Source organism: Hydrogenimonas thermophila (assembly GCF_900115615.1).
Taxonomy (GTDB): Bacteria; Campylobacterota; Campylobacteria; order Campylobacterales; family Hydrogenimonadaceae; genus Hydrogenimonas; species Hydrogenimonas thermophila.
In genome coordinates this window covers 1-19,396 of the sequence record NZ_FOXB01000006.1, presented here as the reverse complement: position 1 = coordinate 19,396, position 19,396 = coordinate 1, and the positions used below count along the sequence as shown (strand labels likewise).

14 protein-coding genes are annotated in these 19,396 nt (G+C 32.3%); 2 read left to right on the top strand and 12 right to left on the bottom strand.

The features are described from left to right. Positions 1–52 precede the first annotated feature (52 nt). Genes BM227_RS03325 through gltB form a run of 8 tightly spaced genes read right to left on the bottom strand, consistent with a single transcriptional unit; the run spans position 53 to position 9,957 of the window. Positions 53–1,069 carry a hypothetical protein gene (locus tag BM227_RS03325; protein WP_092911188.1) on the bottom strand — a complete coding sequence of 339 codons (1,017 nt, stop codon included), beginning with the start codon at positions 1,067–1,069 and terminating at the stop codon, positions 53–55. 22 nt (positions 1,070–1,091) lie between these two features. Beyond that, positions 1,092–1,448, bottom strand: a complete 357-nt coding sequence (gene dksA / locus BM227_RS03320; RefSeq protein ID WP_092911186.1) for an RNA polymerase-binding protein DksA — start codon at positions 1,446–1,448, stop codon at positions 1,092–1,094. A 53-nt stretch (positions 1,449–1,501) separates the two neighbouring features. Beyond that, a complete protein-coding gene (locus BM227_RS03315) occupies positions 1,502–1,960 on the bottom strand; it encodes a 23S rRNA (pseudouridine(1915)-N(3))-methyltransferase RlmH (RefSeq protein ID WP_092911301.1) in 459 nt (152 codons plus the stop codon). Positions 1,961–1,972: 12 nt separating this feature from the next. Continuing rightward, positions 1,973–2,533, bottom strand: coding sequence for a thiamine phosphate synthase (locus tag BM227_RS03310; protein ID WP_092911184.1), 561 nt, complete (start codon positions 2,531–2,533; stop codon positions 1,973–1,975). Then, positions 2,530–3,411 carry an acetyl-CoA carboxylase, carboxyltransferase subunit beta gene (gene accD, locus BM227_RS03305; protein WP_092911182.1) on the bottom strand — a complete coding sequence of 294 codons (882 nt, stop codon included), beginning with the start codon at positions 3,409–3,411 and terminating at the stop codon, positions 2,530–2,532. Before accD ends, BM227_RS03310 begins: the two co-directional genes overlap by 4 nt. A 3-nt stretch (positions 3,412–3,414) precedes the next feature. After that, positions 3,415–4,143: an inositol monophosphatase family protein gene (locus BM227_RS03300; RefSeq protein WP_092911181.1), complete on the bottom strand. Its 729-nt coding sequence runs from the start codon at positions 4,141–4,143 to the stop codon at positions 3,415–3,417. 5 nt (positions 4,144–4,148) lie between these two features. Continuing rightward, positions 4,149–5,531, bottom strand: a complete 1,383-nt coding sequence (locus BM227_RS03295) for a glutamate synthase subunit beta (protein ID WP_092911179.1) — start codon at positions 5,529–5,531, stop codon at positions 4,149–4,151. A gap of 1 nt (position 5,532) precedes the next feature. Continuing rightward, positions 5,533–9,957: a glutamate synthase large subunit gene (gltB, locus tag BM227_RS03290; protein WP_092911177.1), complete on the bottom strand. Its 4,425-nt coding sequence runs from the start codon at positions 9,955–9,957 to the stop codon at positions 5,533–5,535. Between the two features lie 102 nt (positions 9,958–10,059). Here gltB and recO point away from each other — a divergent pair, with 102 nt between their 5' ends. Next, a complete protein-coding gene (gene recO, locus BM227_RS03285) occupies positions 10,060–10,677 on the top strand; it encodes a recombination protein RecO (RefSeq protein ID WP_092911176.1) in 618 nt (205 codons plus the stop codon). Between the two features lie 20 nt (positions 10,678–10,697). On the opposite strand, the gene BM227_RS03280 is transcribed toward recO, so the two are convergent. From BM227_RS03280 to BM227_RS03265, 4 genes are all read right to left on the bottom strand, one after another. Further along, a complete protein-coding gene (locus tag BM227_RS03280; protein WP_092911174.1) occupies positions 10,698–11,096 on the bottom strand; it encodes a hypothetical protein in 399 nt (132 codons plus the stop codon). Between the two features lie 2 nt (positions 11,097–11,098). Next, the gene (locus BM227_RS03275; RefSeq protein ID WP_092911172.1) at positions 11,099–12,931 is read right to left on the bottom strand and encodes a type II and III secretion system protein; all 1,833 of its coding nucleotides are present in this window, start codon (positions 12,929–12,931) and stop codon (positions 11,099–11,101) included. Further along, positions 12,928–17,865 (bottom strand): ricin-type beta-trefoil lectin domain protein, encoded by a 4,938-nt coding sequence (locus BM227_RS03270; protein WP_092911170.1) that lies wholly within the window; start codon positions 17,863–17,865, stop codon positions 12,928–12,930. The genes BM227_RS03275 and BM227_RS03270 overlap by 4 nt, the downstream gene beginning before the upstream one ends. Before the next feature lie 116 nt (positions 17,866–17,981). After that, complete coding sequence (locus BM227_RS03265; RefSeq protein ID WP_281244294.1) at positions 17,982–19,067, bottom strand: sensor histidine kinase; 1,086 nt, start codon at positions 19,065–19,067, stop codon at positions 17,982–17,984. A gap of 70 nt (positions 19,068–19,137) precedes the next feature. Between BM227_RS03265 and BM227_RS03260 the strand changes: the two genes are divergently transcribed. Further along, positions 19,138–19,396 (top strand): transposase (locus BM227_RS03260; protein ID WP_177201971.1); only part of this gene is annotated, 259 nt, incomplete at its 3' end.

Below are 19,396 nucleotides of genomic sequence, written 5' to 3'. Positions count from 1 at the left end.
TACAATAAGTGATGCGTAGTTTCTTATAAAACTACGCATTAAATGCTAAATATCAGCACTGTTGTAAAAGAAGATTTATAGGGTAGTGTTTACCAGCTTTACGAAGGTCCAAGAAAGCTTTAAAATCAAGATATTCATCATGTTGTGTATCTTCAAGTAGTTCATTTGCTCTATCTAGCATTTCAAACTCTATTAATATAAAAATATAGGCTTTAAACGCTCTCTCATCTCTAGCAACAAGCTTTTCAAAGAATGAAAGAAGAGCATGAGGTGTATATAGTTTACTTAACTTACGAGCAAGAAGCAGGTAGTCACAATTTGACAAACTTTTTTGCATTAAAAGCTTATCTATCAATTCAAGAGATATTTTATCTTTTTCATCACGTTTTGACATTGTATCTAAAAGATGTATTAATGAGTCATTATTAATAAGATGTGCATACTTTTCCAGCTGCTGTTCATTAGCACTTTCAACAAAAATCTTGACAGCTTCATTAACAACTTTTTGGTCATAAGATTCTGATTTTCTTAAAATCTCTTCTGCTCTAGCAGGTTCAGCTTTAAGAAAATTGAGCCAGTTTTGTACTGTTAATGGATTAGATTTATCAAGATTAATCTTTTTCAAATCAACAAACTCACCATGTTTAATAGCAGTAACTATATCGATAGCATCTCTAATATGTTCATGACACTTTTTTTTGTCTACTTTTAAAAAGTTATCACATCCCATATCTAGTACTACACCAATTTTTCTTATCTCTTTATCAGTATAGTTATGTTTTTTTGACTCTTTTAAAACATCCCAAAAAAGTGCATCAGCAAGCTTGTCAATATCACGAGAAACTCTCTTTCTTCTCAAATAATCTTTGAATCCATAATATAATATATGTATAAATGAAGCTAAAAAAAGGAGAGTCATAGGTACAACACTCCATACTGCTATAGGAAGTGAAATATTTATTCCTAACAGTTCTAAAGTATATGTACCAGTAGACACCATTTTATAAACATAAAAGCTTACTGCTGCAATCAAAATAATTGAAGCAAATGTATACCTTTTTAAATGCATATGACTCTCCTTATTTTTTTAATTATGCAGGACTTTTTTCTGCTATTTGCCTGCAGGTTATGCAATATTTTGCAAATGGTTTAACTTTCAATCTCTGCATTCCTATTGGCTCTTCACACATTTCACAAACTCCATAGACTCCTTGCGATATTTTTCCTAATGCTTCATCTATTTCCTCTAACTCTTTCTGTTGAGATGCCATAATCTCTTCATTAATTAAATTGTCTGCTGAAACAGAAGCAATATCACCTTCATCCATAACATCATGGCTTTCATGCAATTCATCCAGCTCTTTTGAACTTCCTTCTATATTCTTTAGAATTTGCTCACGTCTCTCTTCAAGCATCTGCTTAAAAAACCTGATATCATTCTCCCGCACGTATCTCTCCTTGATAAAAATTATTTTATATTATCCAAATTGTCCTAAAATTTTCATTTATGATATGGATGATTAAATTGAATTGTTAAAGCACGATAAATTTGTTCAAAAAGTACCAATTTTGCAATCTTATGACTCATTGTTAGCTGAGATAAACTAATAACTCTGTCACACTGTTTTAAGAACTCTTTGCTATGCCCAAAAGCTCCTCCAATAAAAAAGGTTACTTCAGATTTATCTGACAAAAGTTTAGAGAAATCTTCACTCTTCATCTCTTTAGCAGATGGATCCAGAGCTATTGTAAAACCACGTTGCCTCCAAGGAGAAAAAAGTTCTTCATAAACTTTTTGAGCACTGGTTTTTCCACTATCTTGAGCTTTGGTGACTTTGGAATTAAAAATATCAATTGCATTTACTTTGGCAAATCTTTTAGACATTTTGATGAAATGCTCACTAATTTCTGAGTAGCAATCTTTTTCAGGCTTGGCAATAGCTACTACATTGATATTTATCAAAACATCTCCTTATCTATAAAGAGCACTACCTATAACCAGATAGGTAACATTATCTATTTTATCGCTTAAAGTGACACCACCAATTGCAGCAACAGGATGACGTGATAGTGCAGCAAGTCTTGGTAACTCATCACCTAAAACTCTCGCATCAGACTTTGTATTAGTATTTCGGTAAGCTCCAAGACCTATGTAGTTTAATGGTAGAGTATTGGCTATTTCTATCTCTTCTGCGTTATGGGTAGAGATTCCCAGCCAACGAGAATCCCCTATTTTTTTCTTTAGAGTTAAAACAGCTTCATGAGATGTAGCACCAAAATTTTTTAAATCCTCTTGTCCTACATGAAGACCGTGACACAAATGAGCTAATTCTGGATAGTCATTTACAATCACAATTCCGTCAAAAAGTGATACAATCTCTTGCAACCTACTTTTAATCTCTTTTAGTGAGCCATTTTTATTTCTATACTGAATAATCTGTGCACCTACATTTTTTGCCCGCTCAACAAACTGCTTTGTATTCCAGCCAAATTTTTGCAAAGAAGCTTCGTCTAATAAAGCATATATTTTCAATTTTCAACACTCAATTCATTATCATTATCTTTATTTTTTTCATTGCTAAAAAGCTTAAGCAGTGTACCTATTGTATTTTTTAAATCACGTCTTTGTACAACTTTATCTATTAAACCATGCTCTAGCAAAAACTCTGAACGTTGAAAACCTTCTGGTAAATCTGCACCAATAGTCTGTTTAATTACACGTTGTCCTGCAAAACCAATTAAAGCTTCAGGTTCCGCAATTATAATATCACCAAGCATAGCAAATGATGCAGACACACCTCCCATTGTAGGATCTGTAAGTACAGAGATAAATGGAAGCTTTTCATCATCAAGTTTTGCCAATGCTGCACTTGTTTTTGCCATTTGCATTAGCGAATATGTACTCTCTTGCATTCTAGCACCACCACTTGCACTAACAATTACAACACCACATCTTTTTTCTAAAGCACGATTGACAGCTCTAACAATCTTTTCACCTTCAACAGAGCCTAAACTACCACCCATAAAAGAAAAATCAAATACAACTAATTCAACAGACTCTCCATCTATTTTACAAGAGCCACTGACAACAGATGATGTTCGTCCACTCTTTTTCTTTGCCTCTTCCAATCTCTTTTTATAACTCTTTTTATCAACAAACTTAAGAGGATCAACAGGTTCAAGGTTGCTGTCGTGTTCTATAAAAGTTCCCTCATCAGCTAAAAGTTTGATTCTTTGATCTGCAGACAGACGCATATGATAGCCACACTTAGGACAAACATAATGGTTTGCATCAATCTCTTTATAATACATTAATGCATTACATTTAGGACATTTGATCCAGTGTGCTGGTGCTTCTGCCGGCTTTGGATGCTCTTTTCGTATACTCTTAAAAATATTTCCAAAGTTCATCTATTATCCTTTTTGAGCAAGTGCTAGATGGTGTAAATTCTGTGCTAGTTGGCTCGATTTTGCTACAATCAGTAGTTCATCTTCTTCAATAATTTCCAATCCTTCACACATACAAAGCGCCGCTGCAAAATCGTATCGGCGTCTTGGACCTGCAAAGATAACAAAATTAACATTATGTGCGTAAGCTAGAGAAAGCGCTACTGCACCGGGAGATCTAAATTTTATATTTTTACTCAAAAGAGCTTGTGATAAAACTGGATAAGCATATGCTTTTTCAAATATACCGACCATGGCATCTTTTCTTTTAATAACAGGCTCAAAATTATCTGAATTAAGTTTTCCACGCATTAATGCAGAGTCAATTTTATAAAAAAAGTCACCATTTGCCAAGTTTACAACAACTGCTTCTTTAACCTTACCATCTCTCTCAAGAGCAATTGAAGATCCATAATATGGAAAACCAGAAATGGCATTATCACTGCCATCAATTGGATCTATTATAATTTTAGTTGCACTATTACAACCTATAATACCACTCTCTTCAGAGTCAATCTGTCCAAACTTGTTTAATGCGTCTATATAGATTGTTTCAGCCAAAGAGTCAATCCCCGCTGTTCTGTCACCTCCAGCTCCTATATCTGAATGTACAGAATAGCTATAATGCCATCCTTTTGAAAGAATTGCATATAGCTTTCTAGCAGCAGATTGAACCTCTTTGACAAAAGGAGTCAACCTGATTATCCCAACAGATTTTTTATAATTGCTTTAGCAGCTTCACGACCATCATAAACTGCTGTAACTACAAGATCAGCCCCTCTTCTACAGTCTCCTCCGGCATAAACACCTTTGGTAGATGTTTCAAAGTTTTCATCTATTTCAATTCCACCCCAAGAGTTTGTCTCTATTCCATTTGCAGATAAAAACTCAAATGGAACTGGGGTAAAACCAAGTGCGAAAATTATGACATCAGCATCAACCCTAAATTCACTGCCTTCAATCTCTTTAAGGCGTTGTCTACCACTCTCATCAGGCTCTCCAAGAGCGGTTTTAAGCATCTCAATTCCAATAACTTCGCCATCATTATTAACAATGACCTGTTTTGGAGATGCATTGAAAATAAAATCAACACCCTCCTCTTTTGCATTAAGATACTCTTTGCGAGATCCAGGCATATTTCTAGCATCTCGTCTATAAAGACATGTTACGCTTCTTGCACCTTCACGCAATGATGTACGAACGCAGTCCATAGCAGTGTCACCACCGCCTATTACAACAACGCGCTTATCTTTTACATCCACTTGCTTATTATATGAATCACCAAACTGTTTTCGCTGAACATTAACTAAAAGATCCATAGCCATTAAACATCCTTTGGCATTCTCATTTGGAATACCTGGACGTCTTTGTTTAGTTGCACCTACACCAATAAATACAGCATCAAAATCTCTTGTCAACTCATCAAATGGCTTATCTTTTCCAACTTCTACGCCATAGTGGATCTTTAGTCCTGCCTCTTCCATCCATTTTACACGGCGGAAAAGTACATTTTTGTCAAGTTTAAAACCTGGAATTCCATATGTCAAAAGTCCACCTGGCCTGTCAGCACGCTCAAAAATTTCTACATCTATTCCAGCACGAAGTAGATAAGTTGCTGCAGAAAGACCTGCTGGACCTGCACCAACTATTGCTACTCTTTTACCTGTTTTCTCATCAGCAAATTTAGGTTTTAATCCAGCTTTAAAACCCTCTTCATTAATAAATGTCTCAACAGGTCCAATTGTGATTGCACCATAACCATCATTAAGAGTACAATCACCCTCACACAATCTGTCATGAGGGCAAATTCGACCCATAATTTCTGGGAATGGTGAAGGCTCATTTGAAAGATTAAATGCCAACTCTAAATCTTTGTCTGCTACAGCCTTTAGCCATTGAGGAATATAGTTGTGCAATGGGCATTTATTGTGGCAGTACGGATCTCCACACTGAATACATCGCTCTGACTGACTAGATGCTTCATTTTGACTATATACCTCATAAATCTCATTAAAATCTTTGATCCGTTCTACAACATTGCGCTTTCTTGGGTCAACTCTCTCTACAAATACGAAATTTTGCATTTTACTCCCCCTCATCCAAATTCAAAGGTACTTTGCGCAACTCTTTTGGTCTTACCATCCAGAAGTTACGGATCTCCATTCTGAAACTATCAAGTATTCGTCTTGCCTTGAGACTTCCAGTTTCATTGTAATATTCACATAATAGACGCTTGAGATAGTGACGAGCTTCATCAGTTTCATCAGTATCTATACGTCTTACTTCAACCAGTTCTTGATTAACATTTTCTACAAATGTATGCTCTTTGTCATATACAAATGCAAGTCCCCCTGTCATACCAGCACCAAAGTTAACACCGGTACTTCCGAGGATTACAATAACCCCGCCTGTCATATATTCACAAGCATGATCTCCAGTTCCTTCAACAACAGCTAAAGCACCTGAGTTACGAACTGCAAAGCGTTCACCAACATTGCCTGCTACAAAAAGTTTACCACCTGTTGCACCATAAAGGCATGTGTTACCTGCAGCAGAAAATTGTTCTCCTTGATTCAGTGGAGCTATAATTATCTTACCTCCATTCATACCTTTACCAACATAATCGTTAGCTACACCATCAATACGAAGTGAAACACCTTTGATCAAGAAAGCACCAAATGATTGTCCTGCAATACCTTTTAGTTGAATCTTAATGCTATCTTCAGGCAATCCTGCATCACCATAATACTTGGCTATTTCACCACTTACAAGGGCACCAAAACTTCTGTTAAGGTTACAGATGTTACGTTTGATAAATATCTTTTTATTTGGATTTTGAATTGCAGCAGATGCCTCTTTAAGTACATCTTTTTCAAACTCATTTGTATCAAAAGGAACATTTGATTCAACCTGACATGTATCAGGACCGTCAAGGCGCATCAAAATTGAACTAAAGTCAAACTTCTTAGCAAAATCATCATCTATCACTTTTAGAAGGTCTGTTCTACCAATTAGCTCTTCTAATGTAGCATAACCAAGAGATGCCATAATTTCCCGGACATCTTCTGCTACAAGAGTAAAGTAGTTTATCAATCTCTCTACACTACCTTCAAAATGCTCTCGTAACATTGGCTCTTGTGTAGCAATACCTACACTACATCGGTTCAAGTGACATATACGAAGCATTTTACAACCAACCATTGTTAATGCACCTGTACCGAATGCATAGCTTTCAGCACCCATAATTGCAGCTTTAACAATATCCATACCTGTTTTTAGTCCACCATCAGTTTGAAGATGAACATTTTGGCGCAAATGGTTAGCTTTTAGAGCATTATGTGCTTCAGTTAATCCAATCTCCCAAGGGTTACCTGCAAACTTGATTGAACCAAGTGCTGCAGCACCTGTACCGCCGTCACCACCTGAGATAATAATCTTATCAGCATAAGCTTTGGCAACACCAGCTGCAATTGTTCCTACACCAGCAGTAGAAACCAACTTAACTGTTATTACAGCTTCAGGGTTAACTTGCTTAAGGTCAAAAATAAGCTGAGCCAAATCCTCAATAGAATAGATATCGTGATGCGGTGGCGGAGATATAAGTGTTACGCCAGGCATTGTATGTCGCAAGCGAGCAATGAGAGCTGTAACTTTATGACCAGGTAACTGACCACCTTCACCAGGTTTTGCACCTTGAGCAATTTTGATCTGAATCTCTTCAGCACTTCTAAGATAAGCAGGTGTTACACCAAAGCGTCCTGATGCAACCTGTTTAATTTTTGAGTTTTTAATAGTATTAAAACGGCTTGCATCTTCACCACCTTCACCGCTGTTAGACTGAGCTCCTATGCGGTTCATAGCTTCAGCTATTGCTTCATGTGCTTCAGGAGAGATTGAGCCTAAACTCATAGCTGCACTTGCAAATCTTTTGAAAATTGCTTCTAATGGCTCTACTTCTTCAACAGGAATAGGTTTACGATCGCTTTTGATCTCGAAGAAGTCTCGGATCATCTTTTTATCACGTTTTTCTATAAGATTTTTAACAACATTAAAATCTTCTTTTTTCCCTGTTGTAGCTGCCTGACGCATAGCCATAGAGACTACAGGTGCATAGTCATGATACTCACCTTTATCAATATACTTATAAATACCTCCTACATTTAGAGGGAAAAGTTTATTGATATGTTCATGCTCAAATGCATCTTTATGATACTTCTCAATTCGTTTTTCTATATCATCATATCCAATACCAGGAACAAGAGTATGTGAATTTCTAAAACAGTCCTCAACTACCTCATTTGATAGACCAATTACATCAAATAGTGCTGAATTTCTGTATGACGCTACAGTAGAGATTCCCATTTTAGACATAATTTTCAATATTCCAGCACCCAATGCGCTGTGAACCTTTTTAAATTCATTACGCATCTCATACTCTGTAAGGTCTTTATCTTTTAAGAGTTTGTAAACTGTAGCAAATAGCATATATGGACATACTGCTGATGCTCCATATGCCAATAGACAAGCTACAGAGTGAGAATCTATTACCTCACCTGTTATTGCAACAATACTTACAAGATGTCGAACTCCAGCATCAAGAAGTGCATAGTTTAAACGACCTACAGCCATTGCCATAGGTATTGTCTTATACTTTTTACCTAGTGCTTTATCATCAAGAATTACAATTCGAACACCATCATTTTTAACATCTTCAATAATGTCATAAACTAAGTCTTCCAAACTTCCCTTTAGATTCTCTTCGAAAGTGGTACTATATGTTCTGTTTTTGTAATATGGTTTAAATCGTGGATGCTTCTCATCACCAAAGCTTTTTAAAACTTCAAGCTTTTCAAATGTCAATATTGGCGATGTTGTTTTAAGGCGTTGTGAATGGTCTGGATCTTCATCTAAAATATTGTGTATCTCACCAAATCCAGTATTAATACTCATAACAACTTTTTCTCTTATCGGATCTATAGGAGGGTTGGTTACCTGTGCAAATTTTTGCTTGAAAAAGTCTGTAAAGTTTCGTTGAACATTTGAAAAAGCAGCAATAGGAGTATCATCACCCATTGATCCGGTAGGCTCTTTACCATCTTTAACCATAGGTTCTACTATTTGATCAATAACCTCTTGGGTTATATTAAAGTAACGCTGTTTCTCTATGATATCATCAACATTGTAGTACTCAAGATTTTCAAATGGTTTTTCTACATACTCTTGAAGATAAACCATTTGCTCATTAAGCCACTCAGCATATGGCTTAGAATTTTTAAGATACTCATTAATCTCATCATTTTTAAGTATCGTACCATACTTAAGGTCAAGACCAATCATCTCTCCAGACTGTAAACGGCCTCTTTCTAAGATATTGTCATCTTCTATATCAACAACACCATATTCACTTGAAATAATCAAACGGCGATCTTTAGTAACAATATACTTTGCAGGACGCAATCCGTTTCTATCTAGAACACATCCAATGTAGCGTCCATCTGTAAAGCTAACAGCTGCTGGACCGTCCCAAGCTTCAAAACATGTGCTCATATACTCATAAAATGCTCTTAAGTTTGCATCCATATGAGGAGTATTTTGCCACGGAGCAGGAATTACAGCACGTACTGCTTTAAAAATATCCATACCATTTACACGTAAAAATTCAAAGAAATTATCAAGGCTTGCACTGTCACTTGAGCCATCCTGAAGCAGTGGCATCATGCGTTTTAGTTCTTCATCGCTGAATACTTCTGATTTTACAGATTCGCACTTAGCTATTACATTGAAACGGTTTGCTTCAACAGAGTTAATTTCACCATTATGAGCAATCATCCTAAAAGGCTGTGCAAGTCGCCACTGAGGAAGTGTATTTGTTGAGAAACGTTGATGGAAAAGTGAAAAACTTATCTCAAAATCAGGATCATTAAGATCTGGATAGAACTCTTTTATGTGTGTTGGCATAACCAGCCCTTTATAGCTGATTACTCTATTTGAAAAGCTTGGAATGTAAAATTCCTCATCCTCTCTCAATGCATTTTCAGTTTCACGTCTTGTAAGATAGATGAGTGCTTCAAATCGTTTTGTTGCCATAAGTGAGTTAGGCGCAACAAATACCTGAACAATTGTTGGTAAAGTTTCAAGCGCAAATTGTCCCAATGCATCAGTATTTACAGGAACTTTTCGCATAAAAATGACACGTAAGTCATTTTTTGCACACATCTCTTCAAAGACTTTAATGCTATCTTCATTCTTGTAAAAAATTTGGGCAACTGCATACTGAGAGGGTAAAGTATGACCAGCCTCTTTAGCAATTTTTGCCATAAATTTTTCAGGCATAGAAAGAAGTAGTCCACTTCCGTCACCACTCTTTCCGTCTGCTGCAATTGCACCTCGGTGCATCATGCGTTCAAGCGCATGAATTGCATCTTCCAAAAGTTCGTGACTTGGAGTGTTGTCAATATTGGCAACAAGTCCAAAACCACAGTTATCTTTAAATCCTCGCAATAAATCCATTCCAAACCCTTTATTAACGTGAGTTCTTTGGTACAATACTCCAAAATTAGGCGATTTTACAAAAAAATCGGTTACAACTACCTGAAAAAAGGGAATTGACACGTGCAGGGGTATATTTTAAACGTAAAAAAAGCAAAAAATGAAGATACCATTGTATCAATATTAACAAAAGAGAGATTAGAGGTTCTATACCGTTTTTATGGAGCAAGACACCCTATTGTTACAACAGGTTTTAAAGTCGATTTTGAGATTGAAAAAGATTCTATACAATTCTTGCCAAAACTAAGAAATGTCATACATCTTGGCTTTCCATGGTTAAAAGAAACTAATAGATTAACTATATGGCAACATTTTATTACACTGCTATATGATCATCTTAAAGATGTAGAAATTCCTGGAAATTTCTATTTTGATATTTTAGAACACTCTGCCAATATTTGGCATCTTCAAAATCCAATGCGTACAGCTGTAGAAAGCTACCTTTCAATACTAGAGCATGAAGGACGACTGCATAAACCAGATAGTTGCTTTATATGCTCAAAAGCCTTACAAGAAAATATAGCTTTAATTAGAGCATTTCTTCCTGCACATCCAAACTGTGTAATTGCAAGAAGCTATCCAAAAGATCAAATAAAAGTATTAATGGAGACACAAAAAACTATCTTACTTGATAACAAAGAGGTAGAAGGTTTGTGGTTGACTCTACTTGAAGGTATGTAAGATTTGATAAAATATCATATTTAATCATCAATAACTTTAAAGCTTAAACCTTTAGCACTAGGAATATACACTTTGTTTTCAATTGAGTATATCAAATATGCTATATACTTATTTTTTTTCTTGAGAGCTTTAAGAGAGACTGGTCCTATATATCCTTTTTTTACTAATTTAGGTATTTCATATTTTATAAATATTTGACAATTGGATTGCACTCTAGTCTCAGTCCTTATCACTTTAATAACTGTTGCTTTAATCTTAACTTCTAGTTTATACCTATTTAAAGTTTTCAGTTGAACATCATTAACTATCAATTTCAAAACTTCTGGTGAATTTTTTTTCATCTCTTCATAAGTAGAATGTGAAAGTTCTGCTAATAATAAGCTATAAAAACAGAATATGTATATAATTGATTTTTTCATTTTTAATAATATAAAAACCGTAATGTTCTTTTAACTGCTTCTAAAAATGTATCTTTATTATTCCAAGATTCAAGTCTTAAGTCACCATCTCTAAACTCCCTATATAAAGAGTTTTTCTGAGTATTGGCGATTACAATATCTATATTCTCTGTTTTAATTCCTTCTTGTTTTTTAAGTTGAATTGTATATTTTGTATCTTTTTGAATATCATCACTATTACTCATATAGTTATTAAAATATCTTGCTTTTTGAGGTGTAAGCAATATCATAATTGATTTTTTTAAATTAGAGTCATTCTCATTTGAAAAGAAATATTGGGCAACTGGTACATCTTGCAATACTGGTACACCACTTTCAGATCTATTTTTATAGGTTTGAGTTAGTCCACTTAAAATTAAAGTATCTCCTATTTTCAAAATAGCTGTTGCATCTACAGATGTTTTTGATGTTTGTGCTGCTGATTTAAATCCAACCTCTTCAAACAAAGGCTCTAATTGTGATCTTTGGGCATGAACTTCTATTTTAATGAGCTCATTTTTATAAAATGTTGGTGTAATTTGTAAACTTATACCTACATCCACATCTTCTAACGATGCATCTCCAATTGTACTATCTAATGCAACATGTAATGTAGAACCTGAATGAAAACTTGAAGTGGATCCTTCTACTGCTAATAAAGAAGGGCTTGCTAGTATTTCAGCTTTATTAGCCCCATCATTAAAAATATTAAAACTATATGATAATCCAGCAAAAGAGAATTCAGGTGATACTGTCCATCCACTATCATATATATCACCTGAACTAGAATAATCATAACTTATAGAACCACTTAAAGTTACTTGTAGTCCCTCTAATAAATTAATCCCTTTAGACTCAGACCTCAATTCTTCCGTTTCTATAATAACTACATCAACTAGTATCATATTTGGCATATTTTGTACAAACTTTTCTTTACTTAAAATACTACTAGATGATTTAATTTGTTCATCTTTATTTACATATATCTCATCACCCTTATCATTACCATCAGGTTCATAACTATCAGTAGTTTGATCATTATCATAGCCAAAAAGATTTTTAATTTTTCTAACATGAAAATCATTCCAATCTTTTAACCTTGTTTGAATATATGCAATTTTCTCTTCTTGAAAAAAACTTCTAGATTTACCTAAAGCAGCTAAAGAACGATACTTTTTAAAAAGATGATAAGCCTCTTCCATCTCTCCTTTAGCTGCTTTAACAAACATCAAGTTTTTAATGTTTGCAAGATTATTTGGATCAATTTTATCTGCTTTTTCTGAAGCCCAATTTGATAAAGAAATATCGTTACAATAATATGATGCAACAGCTAGCCCTCTTAAAAGATAAGGATTATTTGAAGCATATATTAAGCCACGTGAAAAATAGTTTTGTGCTTTAAGAAACTTTTTTTGCTTAAAATATATATTTCCTAAAAGATATGCCGCTAAATAGTTTGAACCATCAAATCGTAATGATGCTTTATATCCACTCTCTGCTAGCTTTTCCATCTTTATATCACCATTTAAAGACAAATAGTGATACGAAAGTGCATTAAGAAAATGTAAATGAGCATTTGATGGTTGTTGTCTTAAACCTCTGTTTATAATTTCTATAGCATCACTATACTTTGCATCTTTAATTTTGGATAAAGCATCTTTAATAAGTAATGATGTTTTATCTTTAACAGGTATATTATAAATTAAATCTTTAGATTTTTTAAACTCAGAGGGAGAAATGTATGCTACTTCTTCAATAGCACATCCACTCATTAAAAAAATTAAAATTACAAGTAATAAATTATAGTAATTTTTCATCTTTTACCTTTATTTACAAAGTCTATAATTTGTTCATTAGCTTTTTTATTACATCTTTTTAAAGAGAGTTTATTATCTTTAATATCAATACACTCTTTTTTAAAATAGTTTTTTAATAAAAAGCCATTTTTAACTGCTATAGGTTTCCAAAACATTGCATCTTCTTTACTACAAGGTTTCAATGCCAGCTTATCACTTTTATTATGTTTTGGCACAACACACCATCCTGTTTTTGTATGAATAATTTTAATGTAACCATCTATCAACTCAAGGTAGTTAAATTTACTATTAGTATCTTCTTTACACTCTGCAGCATATAACCCATAAACTCCAGATCCATTATTTTTTCTATAATGTTCTGGATTTTTAATTACAGTATGCCCATATTTGGTTTTAATAAAATGTTTATCTAAATCTCTATGAACAGATATGCATTGACCACTTTTTGCTTTGATTTCATCATTAACCATATGCATTTCTGGTCTTTGGACATCTTTAATATCTCTAAACCCCTGAGAATCTACTTCAATGCAAGGAGCCCAAACAGCATATGCAGATTTTGGATTAGCATTAATACTGTCAAAATGTAAACACATTTGTGAATGTTTATTAATAATTTTATCAAAAAAACCATCTTTAGAAATTATCTTCCATTCTTCGTGTGTATCAATATTATTACATTGAGACAACATTAAAGGATCCCCAGGCTGTTTGTTATTATCACTTCTGGCTTTCAAACATAAACCTTTAGTTTTTAGTTGCACATACCCAGTAGGCTTTTTATTGTTATCTAATAAAACATTTGTTGTCCATCTCTCTATATTTTTACTTTTGCAATTTTTCTGAATCACATCTATGCCATTTCTAGCAACTCCTAAACATAAAGTACTGTGTGCAATAGCAATATATCTATTTTTAAATATCCTACTTCCTGGCATCATATCACTCATTAAAATATTTTTATTCTGTATATTGCTACTAGAGTTTTCAAAACTTTCCAAATGCTCAATATTAGTTTCTATTGCTTTTTTATATCTATTTTGATTAATTACAGAAAGATACTCTTTATATTTATTCCCTTTTATTAAATTGGAAAGGTCTTTTTTAACTATACTTGAAAACCATTTAGTCTCTTTTTTAAATTCATTAGAATTAATTTTAGCTAGCACTATTTTTGTAATTAATGTACTTATAGCTGCTCTATTGAAGTCACTATCATATGGTCTATAAATAAAATAATTAGAGTAATTTTTACCATTTAGTGAATAGTCTATTTTTAACAAATACTCTATTTTCAAAGGATTATAGTCACCTTCTAAAAATACCTTATTTACAGTAAATATTAACTTTTTATTATTCATAACATTTTTTTTAAAACTATAGTATTTTCCAATAGATAATTTTTCAGCCTTCTTAGCCTTATATGCAGCATTTGTACTAATATATTTATTGTTTCTTTTTTGAAGTTCAGGGTTATATGTATGAGATTCTACACTTTTTTTGGTATGTTCATACTCTTGTTTTTTTACATTAGGATTTTCAATATGATGAAAATATTTGTTAATAAGGTTGACTACTTCATCTACATTTTTATCAATATTTTCAGGTAATAAATCTCTACAAGGATATTTATAACCTTTACTGCAATGCCATTTATGACAATGTACCCAAGGTATTGCAGGATGATTTTTACACTCATTAACATATTTATTAAATATATTTTTTGCTTCATTTAACTCTTTTTGGGCTTTTTTTACTGCTTTAGAGTTATCTATATATTTAACTTCATTACTTTTAAATGATCTCAATTCTTTTAATGCTTTATCTGACTCTTTTTTAAGTTCCTTTAGATCATTGTTAAGCTTAGAAAAAATCTTATCCCCACTCTTAAAAAGAGAGTTCATTTTATTTTCAACTTCATTTTCGATCCAAACTTGAATTTTATCATTTGTTTTAAACTGTCCAGCCATTTCAACAGTTTTTAAGTTTTTTAACTTAAACTGTGTATCTACCACTCCCAAAGGTGTTTTTAGATCGGAATGAAATGCAAGATGTTGACCATCTATAAAACCAATAACTACATTTGTCTCATCTTTTAATAGTTTTGCTTTTCCAACAACTTTAAATGTAGGAACTGTGTCTACCGATATCTCTTTTATATCTATAGGACCAAATTTATCATCTTTCAATTTTATCCCATTGAGTATATTTTTTAATTCTTTAATCCCCTTCTTTTCAGCTTTTGTAAGCACATAAGGAAAATTAGGTTTTTTCTTCACCAGTCCTAACTCATAATGAATAACTGCCATAACTTTTTGGAAAGTACTTGCATAAAGTTTTACATATTTCTCTGCCTTTTTAAGTTCATCATTAGTAAACTTAAAATCTTTGAGTATCTCTTTTTTAGCTTCTACTTTCCAATTTCCATCTACTCTTTTACCAGATTGTTTTAACTCTTCCTCTTTGGCTTTTAGTTTATCTTCAAATCGTTTAGTAGCTTTTTTAAAGTCTTTTTCTATATCTTTAGCAATATCTCCAACTTTTACTATATCTTTACTGATTTTATTTCCCAATGTATATACCCAAGTAAAATCATGAACAATATTTGTTTTATAGCTGTCAAAGAAAACAATATTGTTAGCATTAAAATTAATACCTGCAGCGTTAATACCAAGATTTGGATTTATAGCATTTGGCGTGGCAAAAGATAAATATGCTTCATCTGCTTTAAAAAGAAAGGCTTCTTCTTTTGTTAAAATATCCATTCCTTTTTGTCCTATTTTAGTATTACCGATAATTGCATCACCAATAGCTCCAAGTGCAAACCCTTGTGCTGACTCAATCACACCTGTACCTACTGTACCTATGGCAACCCCTGCTGTTCCAACCAATGCTGTTGAGACAAGCCCTCCAATAACAGCTCCAGGTGCAGCACCTACTCCACCAAAAGGAACTCCAGCAGCACCTCCAGCAACATCACCCATTACATTTCCAACCAATCCTCCAACAATACCAAATACTGTACCTCCGGCTACTGCACCAACAGTACTGGCAGTAAATGTTGGTACACCAATAATAGTAGAATAATTAACAAGTTTCCATCCATCTTTATCAAGTTTGCTTATGTCGGTTTTTGCACCAATGCCTTTAGGGTACCCTTTGTCATCAAAAACAAGATCTCCAGACATTGTCATAGTTCTACCCATAAAAGAGGTGTCTAATTCTAATCCGCTTGTTACAGCTGTATCATAAATGATCGTATTAATCTTGCCTCCATTAACTTGAAAATGTTTAATACCAACAAAATTATCTATAGTGTCGTGTATATCACCAGTTAAACTTACACCTATACTCTCTTCATCTGCAATTAACCCTATTGAACCATCAAAACCTATATCTTTTTTTTCAATAGTTAAACTAAATCCACTATTTACTGCCATCTCTACCGAACTCTCATCAATGATTAAAAATAATCCTTGGTCTAGATTGGCTCCTGTAGTTTTTGAGGTAAACCCATTTGGCAATGCAAGATTTTTTAAATTAAAAGAGTCTCCTTCCTCTTCTTGAAACTCAAGTTTGGCAACAAATGGCTTTTTATCAAAAATACCGTCAATATACCCCTCAATTTTTGCATTATTTGAAAGTCCAAATTTAAATCCTTTCAATCCTTTAGAAAAAACTTTTCCAAACTCTCCTGAAAGATCAGTATCATAGTCGGCAACAAAAGTCATATTATGTAGTTTAAGAGGTTTGCTCTTTTTCCCCATAATATCCAAGATCAAATCTTTGGCAATTCCAGGTTTTAAAGAGTTTTTATTAAGTTTAAACTCTGCATCACTAATAATTACCATCCCTTTTGCCACACCAAAAGTTTCAAGTTTTTGCAGTGCCGGTGCTGGTAATTTTATGTTTCTCGCTTTTTTTATGAGTTTTGCTATATTGAATCTCTCTTTTCCTTTAGCACTTACATCAATTGCTATTGCATGATTTTTTTCATACTCAAAAAGATAAACATCATTTTCCACACCAAAATATTTTGTTTTTGCTTTTATACCAAACTCTTTTGCACCTTCAAATGGTAAATATATCTTTAAATCATAAAAAGCAAAACCTTTTCCTCCATATAAACTAGGCATTAAATCTTGTAAAGTTAAATTGTCATTAAGTTCTATATATTTAAAAACGAAACCTTTTTCTGATATATCAAATATTGTTGATAATTGAGTATATCTATGATTAATTGCTATTTGTTCAAGTGCTGCTATTTTAATATCTTTAGGCTCATCATTTTCATCCAACAGAATCGTAATCTCGAAAACATTTTTTCCAGATAATTTATATTTTTTAAAAAAATCAACATCTGCAAATTTCATAACTTCAAACAACTTATCATTCTCTTCAAAACTGAACATTGTAATTGATTTTGAAGATAAATCTTGATTTAGATTAATTAAAACTGCTCCCTTATGGGCATAATCACCTATTTTTATAATACTTTCACCAGTTAAATATATATGCAATCCATTAGCATTTTGTACTTTCAAATTATCTGGCAAATTTTTCCAAGGCTTTTTTTTGTATAGGTTACCATTAATCCCGAATGCCATATTGTCTAATTTAAAATATTTTTCTAATATAGGTATTTTAAGTTCAGGAAGATCAATAACAATACTGTGCTTTTTTAATTTATTAAAAACACTTTTTTTTAATTTATTTTTTAATTTATTTACAGCTTTGCTATCTGTAATTTTATTCAAAGTCTTAAATGCTTTTTCCAAAACAATTTTATCTTTATCTTGTATATATTCCTGTTTATTTTTACTTTTACTATTAACTTTTGTATTTTCACTGCCCATAACATAAATTTGTGTTAATAAAACGAAATATATACTATTTATAAACAATGCAAAAACTATTTTATTTATTACAGACATCACATACTCCTCTTATAATTATTTTCATACTTAAATAATAATAAGAAAATGTCGGACTACTGTTGGAAAAAAACTATTTAGTAGAAATAAAGTTCTATTAAGATTATGGATGAAAGTTATGTGGTAAAAAAGAGTGAAAACTCTGTTCCTTCACTTGTTGAATGAAATTCAAAATGACTATTTGGAATCTTTTTAATAAATTGTTCCAAAAGCTTCAAACCTAAACCTGTTTGAATGAGCTTATGTTCAGTATCAAACCCTTTTCCATTATCTTTAATCAATAGATTAATTTGTTCATTAACTTTTTTTAATTTTATATATATTATTAATTTTTTTTCTAAATTAAAATTATGTTTTATTGCATTTGTAAGCACTTCATTTACAATAACTCCTAAAGATATTGCATATTCCATTTTAAGATCTATAGAATCTACCATTTCAATTATTTCCATATTATCTCTATTAAATACATGTTTAACATCTTGTATGATTTTTGGAATATATTCTTTACTCTTAATACAAGAAAGAGCTTTAGAGTTGTAAAGAGACTGATGAACAGCTGACATAGACTTTATACGACATATCAATTCTTGAAAAGATTTTTTATAAACTTTATTATTTTCCTTATTAGCTTGGATAGAGATCATTCCTATTACCATTTGAAAATTATTCTTTACACGATGATATACCTCTTTTAATAAAAGCTCTTTATCTCTTAAAAGATTTTTAATCTCTTTAGTTCTATTTTCTATCTCATATTCTAAAAATTTTTCATTTTTTTCTTTTATCTCAATAAGTCTATTTTGAATTCTAATTTTCTCATTTTTAACTTCATAAAACCTATTAGCCAATAGAAGAGTAAAAAGTATAATCTCCATAAATGAGCCATAAAGAAAAGCAAATCTTGTAATGTAATTGTTTTCAAGTATACCATTAATCATTAATGACATAACAACAATTGTAGAAATATATATAGTCATTGCAATAAGATAATATTTTGCTTTTGTATGTCCCATTATCCAAACACGTATAGACATATAAAATAAGATAATATATGTAATTGAAGCTACTATAGTAATTATCTGATACCAAGGATTAAATTGCAAATATGCCATAATTACAAGAATTAAGTATAGTATTATTATTAATTTTAGTACTTTATATGTTAATGGTAAATACTTTTTAATTTCCAAAAATGAAATTGAAAAAAGAAGGGAGTGTTAGAAATTTTGTGTCAATCCGATAGAATAACATATTCTAAAGGAAAGACACATGAAAGAGACATTTGATTTAAATGAAGCACTTGAGCAGATAAAAAGAGGTGCAAAAATAGATGGAAAAGATGGAGTGCTTGCTCCACTTATAAAACAACTTACAGAAGCTGCTTTAGAAGCAGAGCTTGAATCACACTTATCCAAAGAGATAAAAAATCGTAAAAACGGTAAATCTTCAAAAAAGATGAAAAGCTCCGTAGGAGAGTTTGAGTTAGAAGTTCCAAGAGATAGAAATGGAACCTTTGAACCCCAGTTAG

Bases quoted from the DNA above. Each gene is read 5' to 3' on its own strand.
- gltB (WP_092911177.1), bottom strand. From the start codon at position 9,957: ATGGATTTATTGCGAGGATTTAAAGATAACTGTGGTTTTGGACTTGTT.
- BM227_RS03295 (WP_092911179.1), bottom strand. From the start codon at position 5,531: ATGCAAAATTTCGTATTTGTAGAGAGAGTTGACCCAAGAAAGCGCAAT.
- BM227_RS03275 (WP_092911172.1), bottom strand. From the start codon at position 12,931: ATGAAAAATTACTATAATTTATTACTTGTAATTTTAATTTTTTTAATG.
- BM227_RS03280 (WP_092911174.1), bottom strand. From the start codon at position 11,096: ATGAAAAAATCAATTATATACATATTCTGTTTTTATAGCTTATTATTA.
- BM227_RS03325 (WP_092911188.1), bottom strand. From the start codon at position 1,069: ATGCATTTAAAAAGGTATACATTTGCTTCAATTATTTTGATTGCAGCA.
- BM227_RS03270 (WP_092911170.1), bottom strand. From the start codon at position 17,865: ATGTCTGTAATAAATAAAATAGTTTTTGCATTGTTTATAAATAGTATA.
- accD (WP_092911182.1), bottom strand. From the start codon at position 3,411: ATGAACTTTGGAAATATTTTTAAGAGTATACGAAAAGAGCATCCAAAG.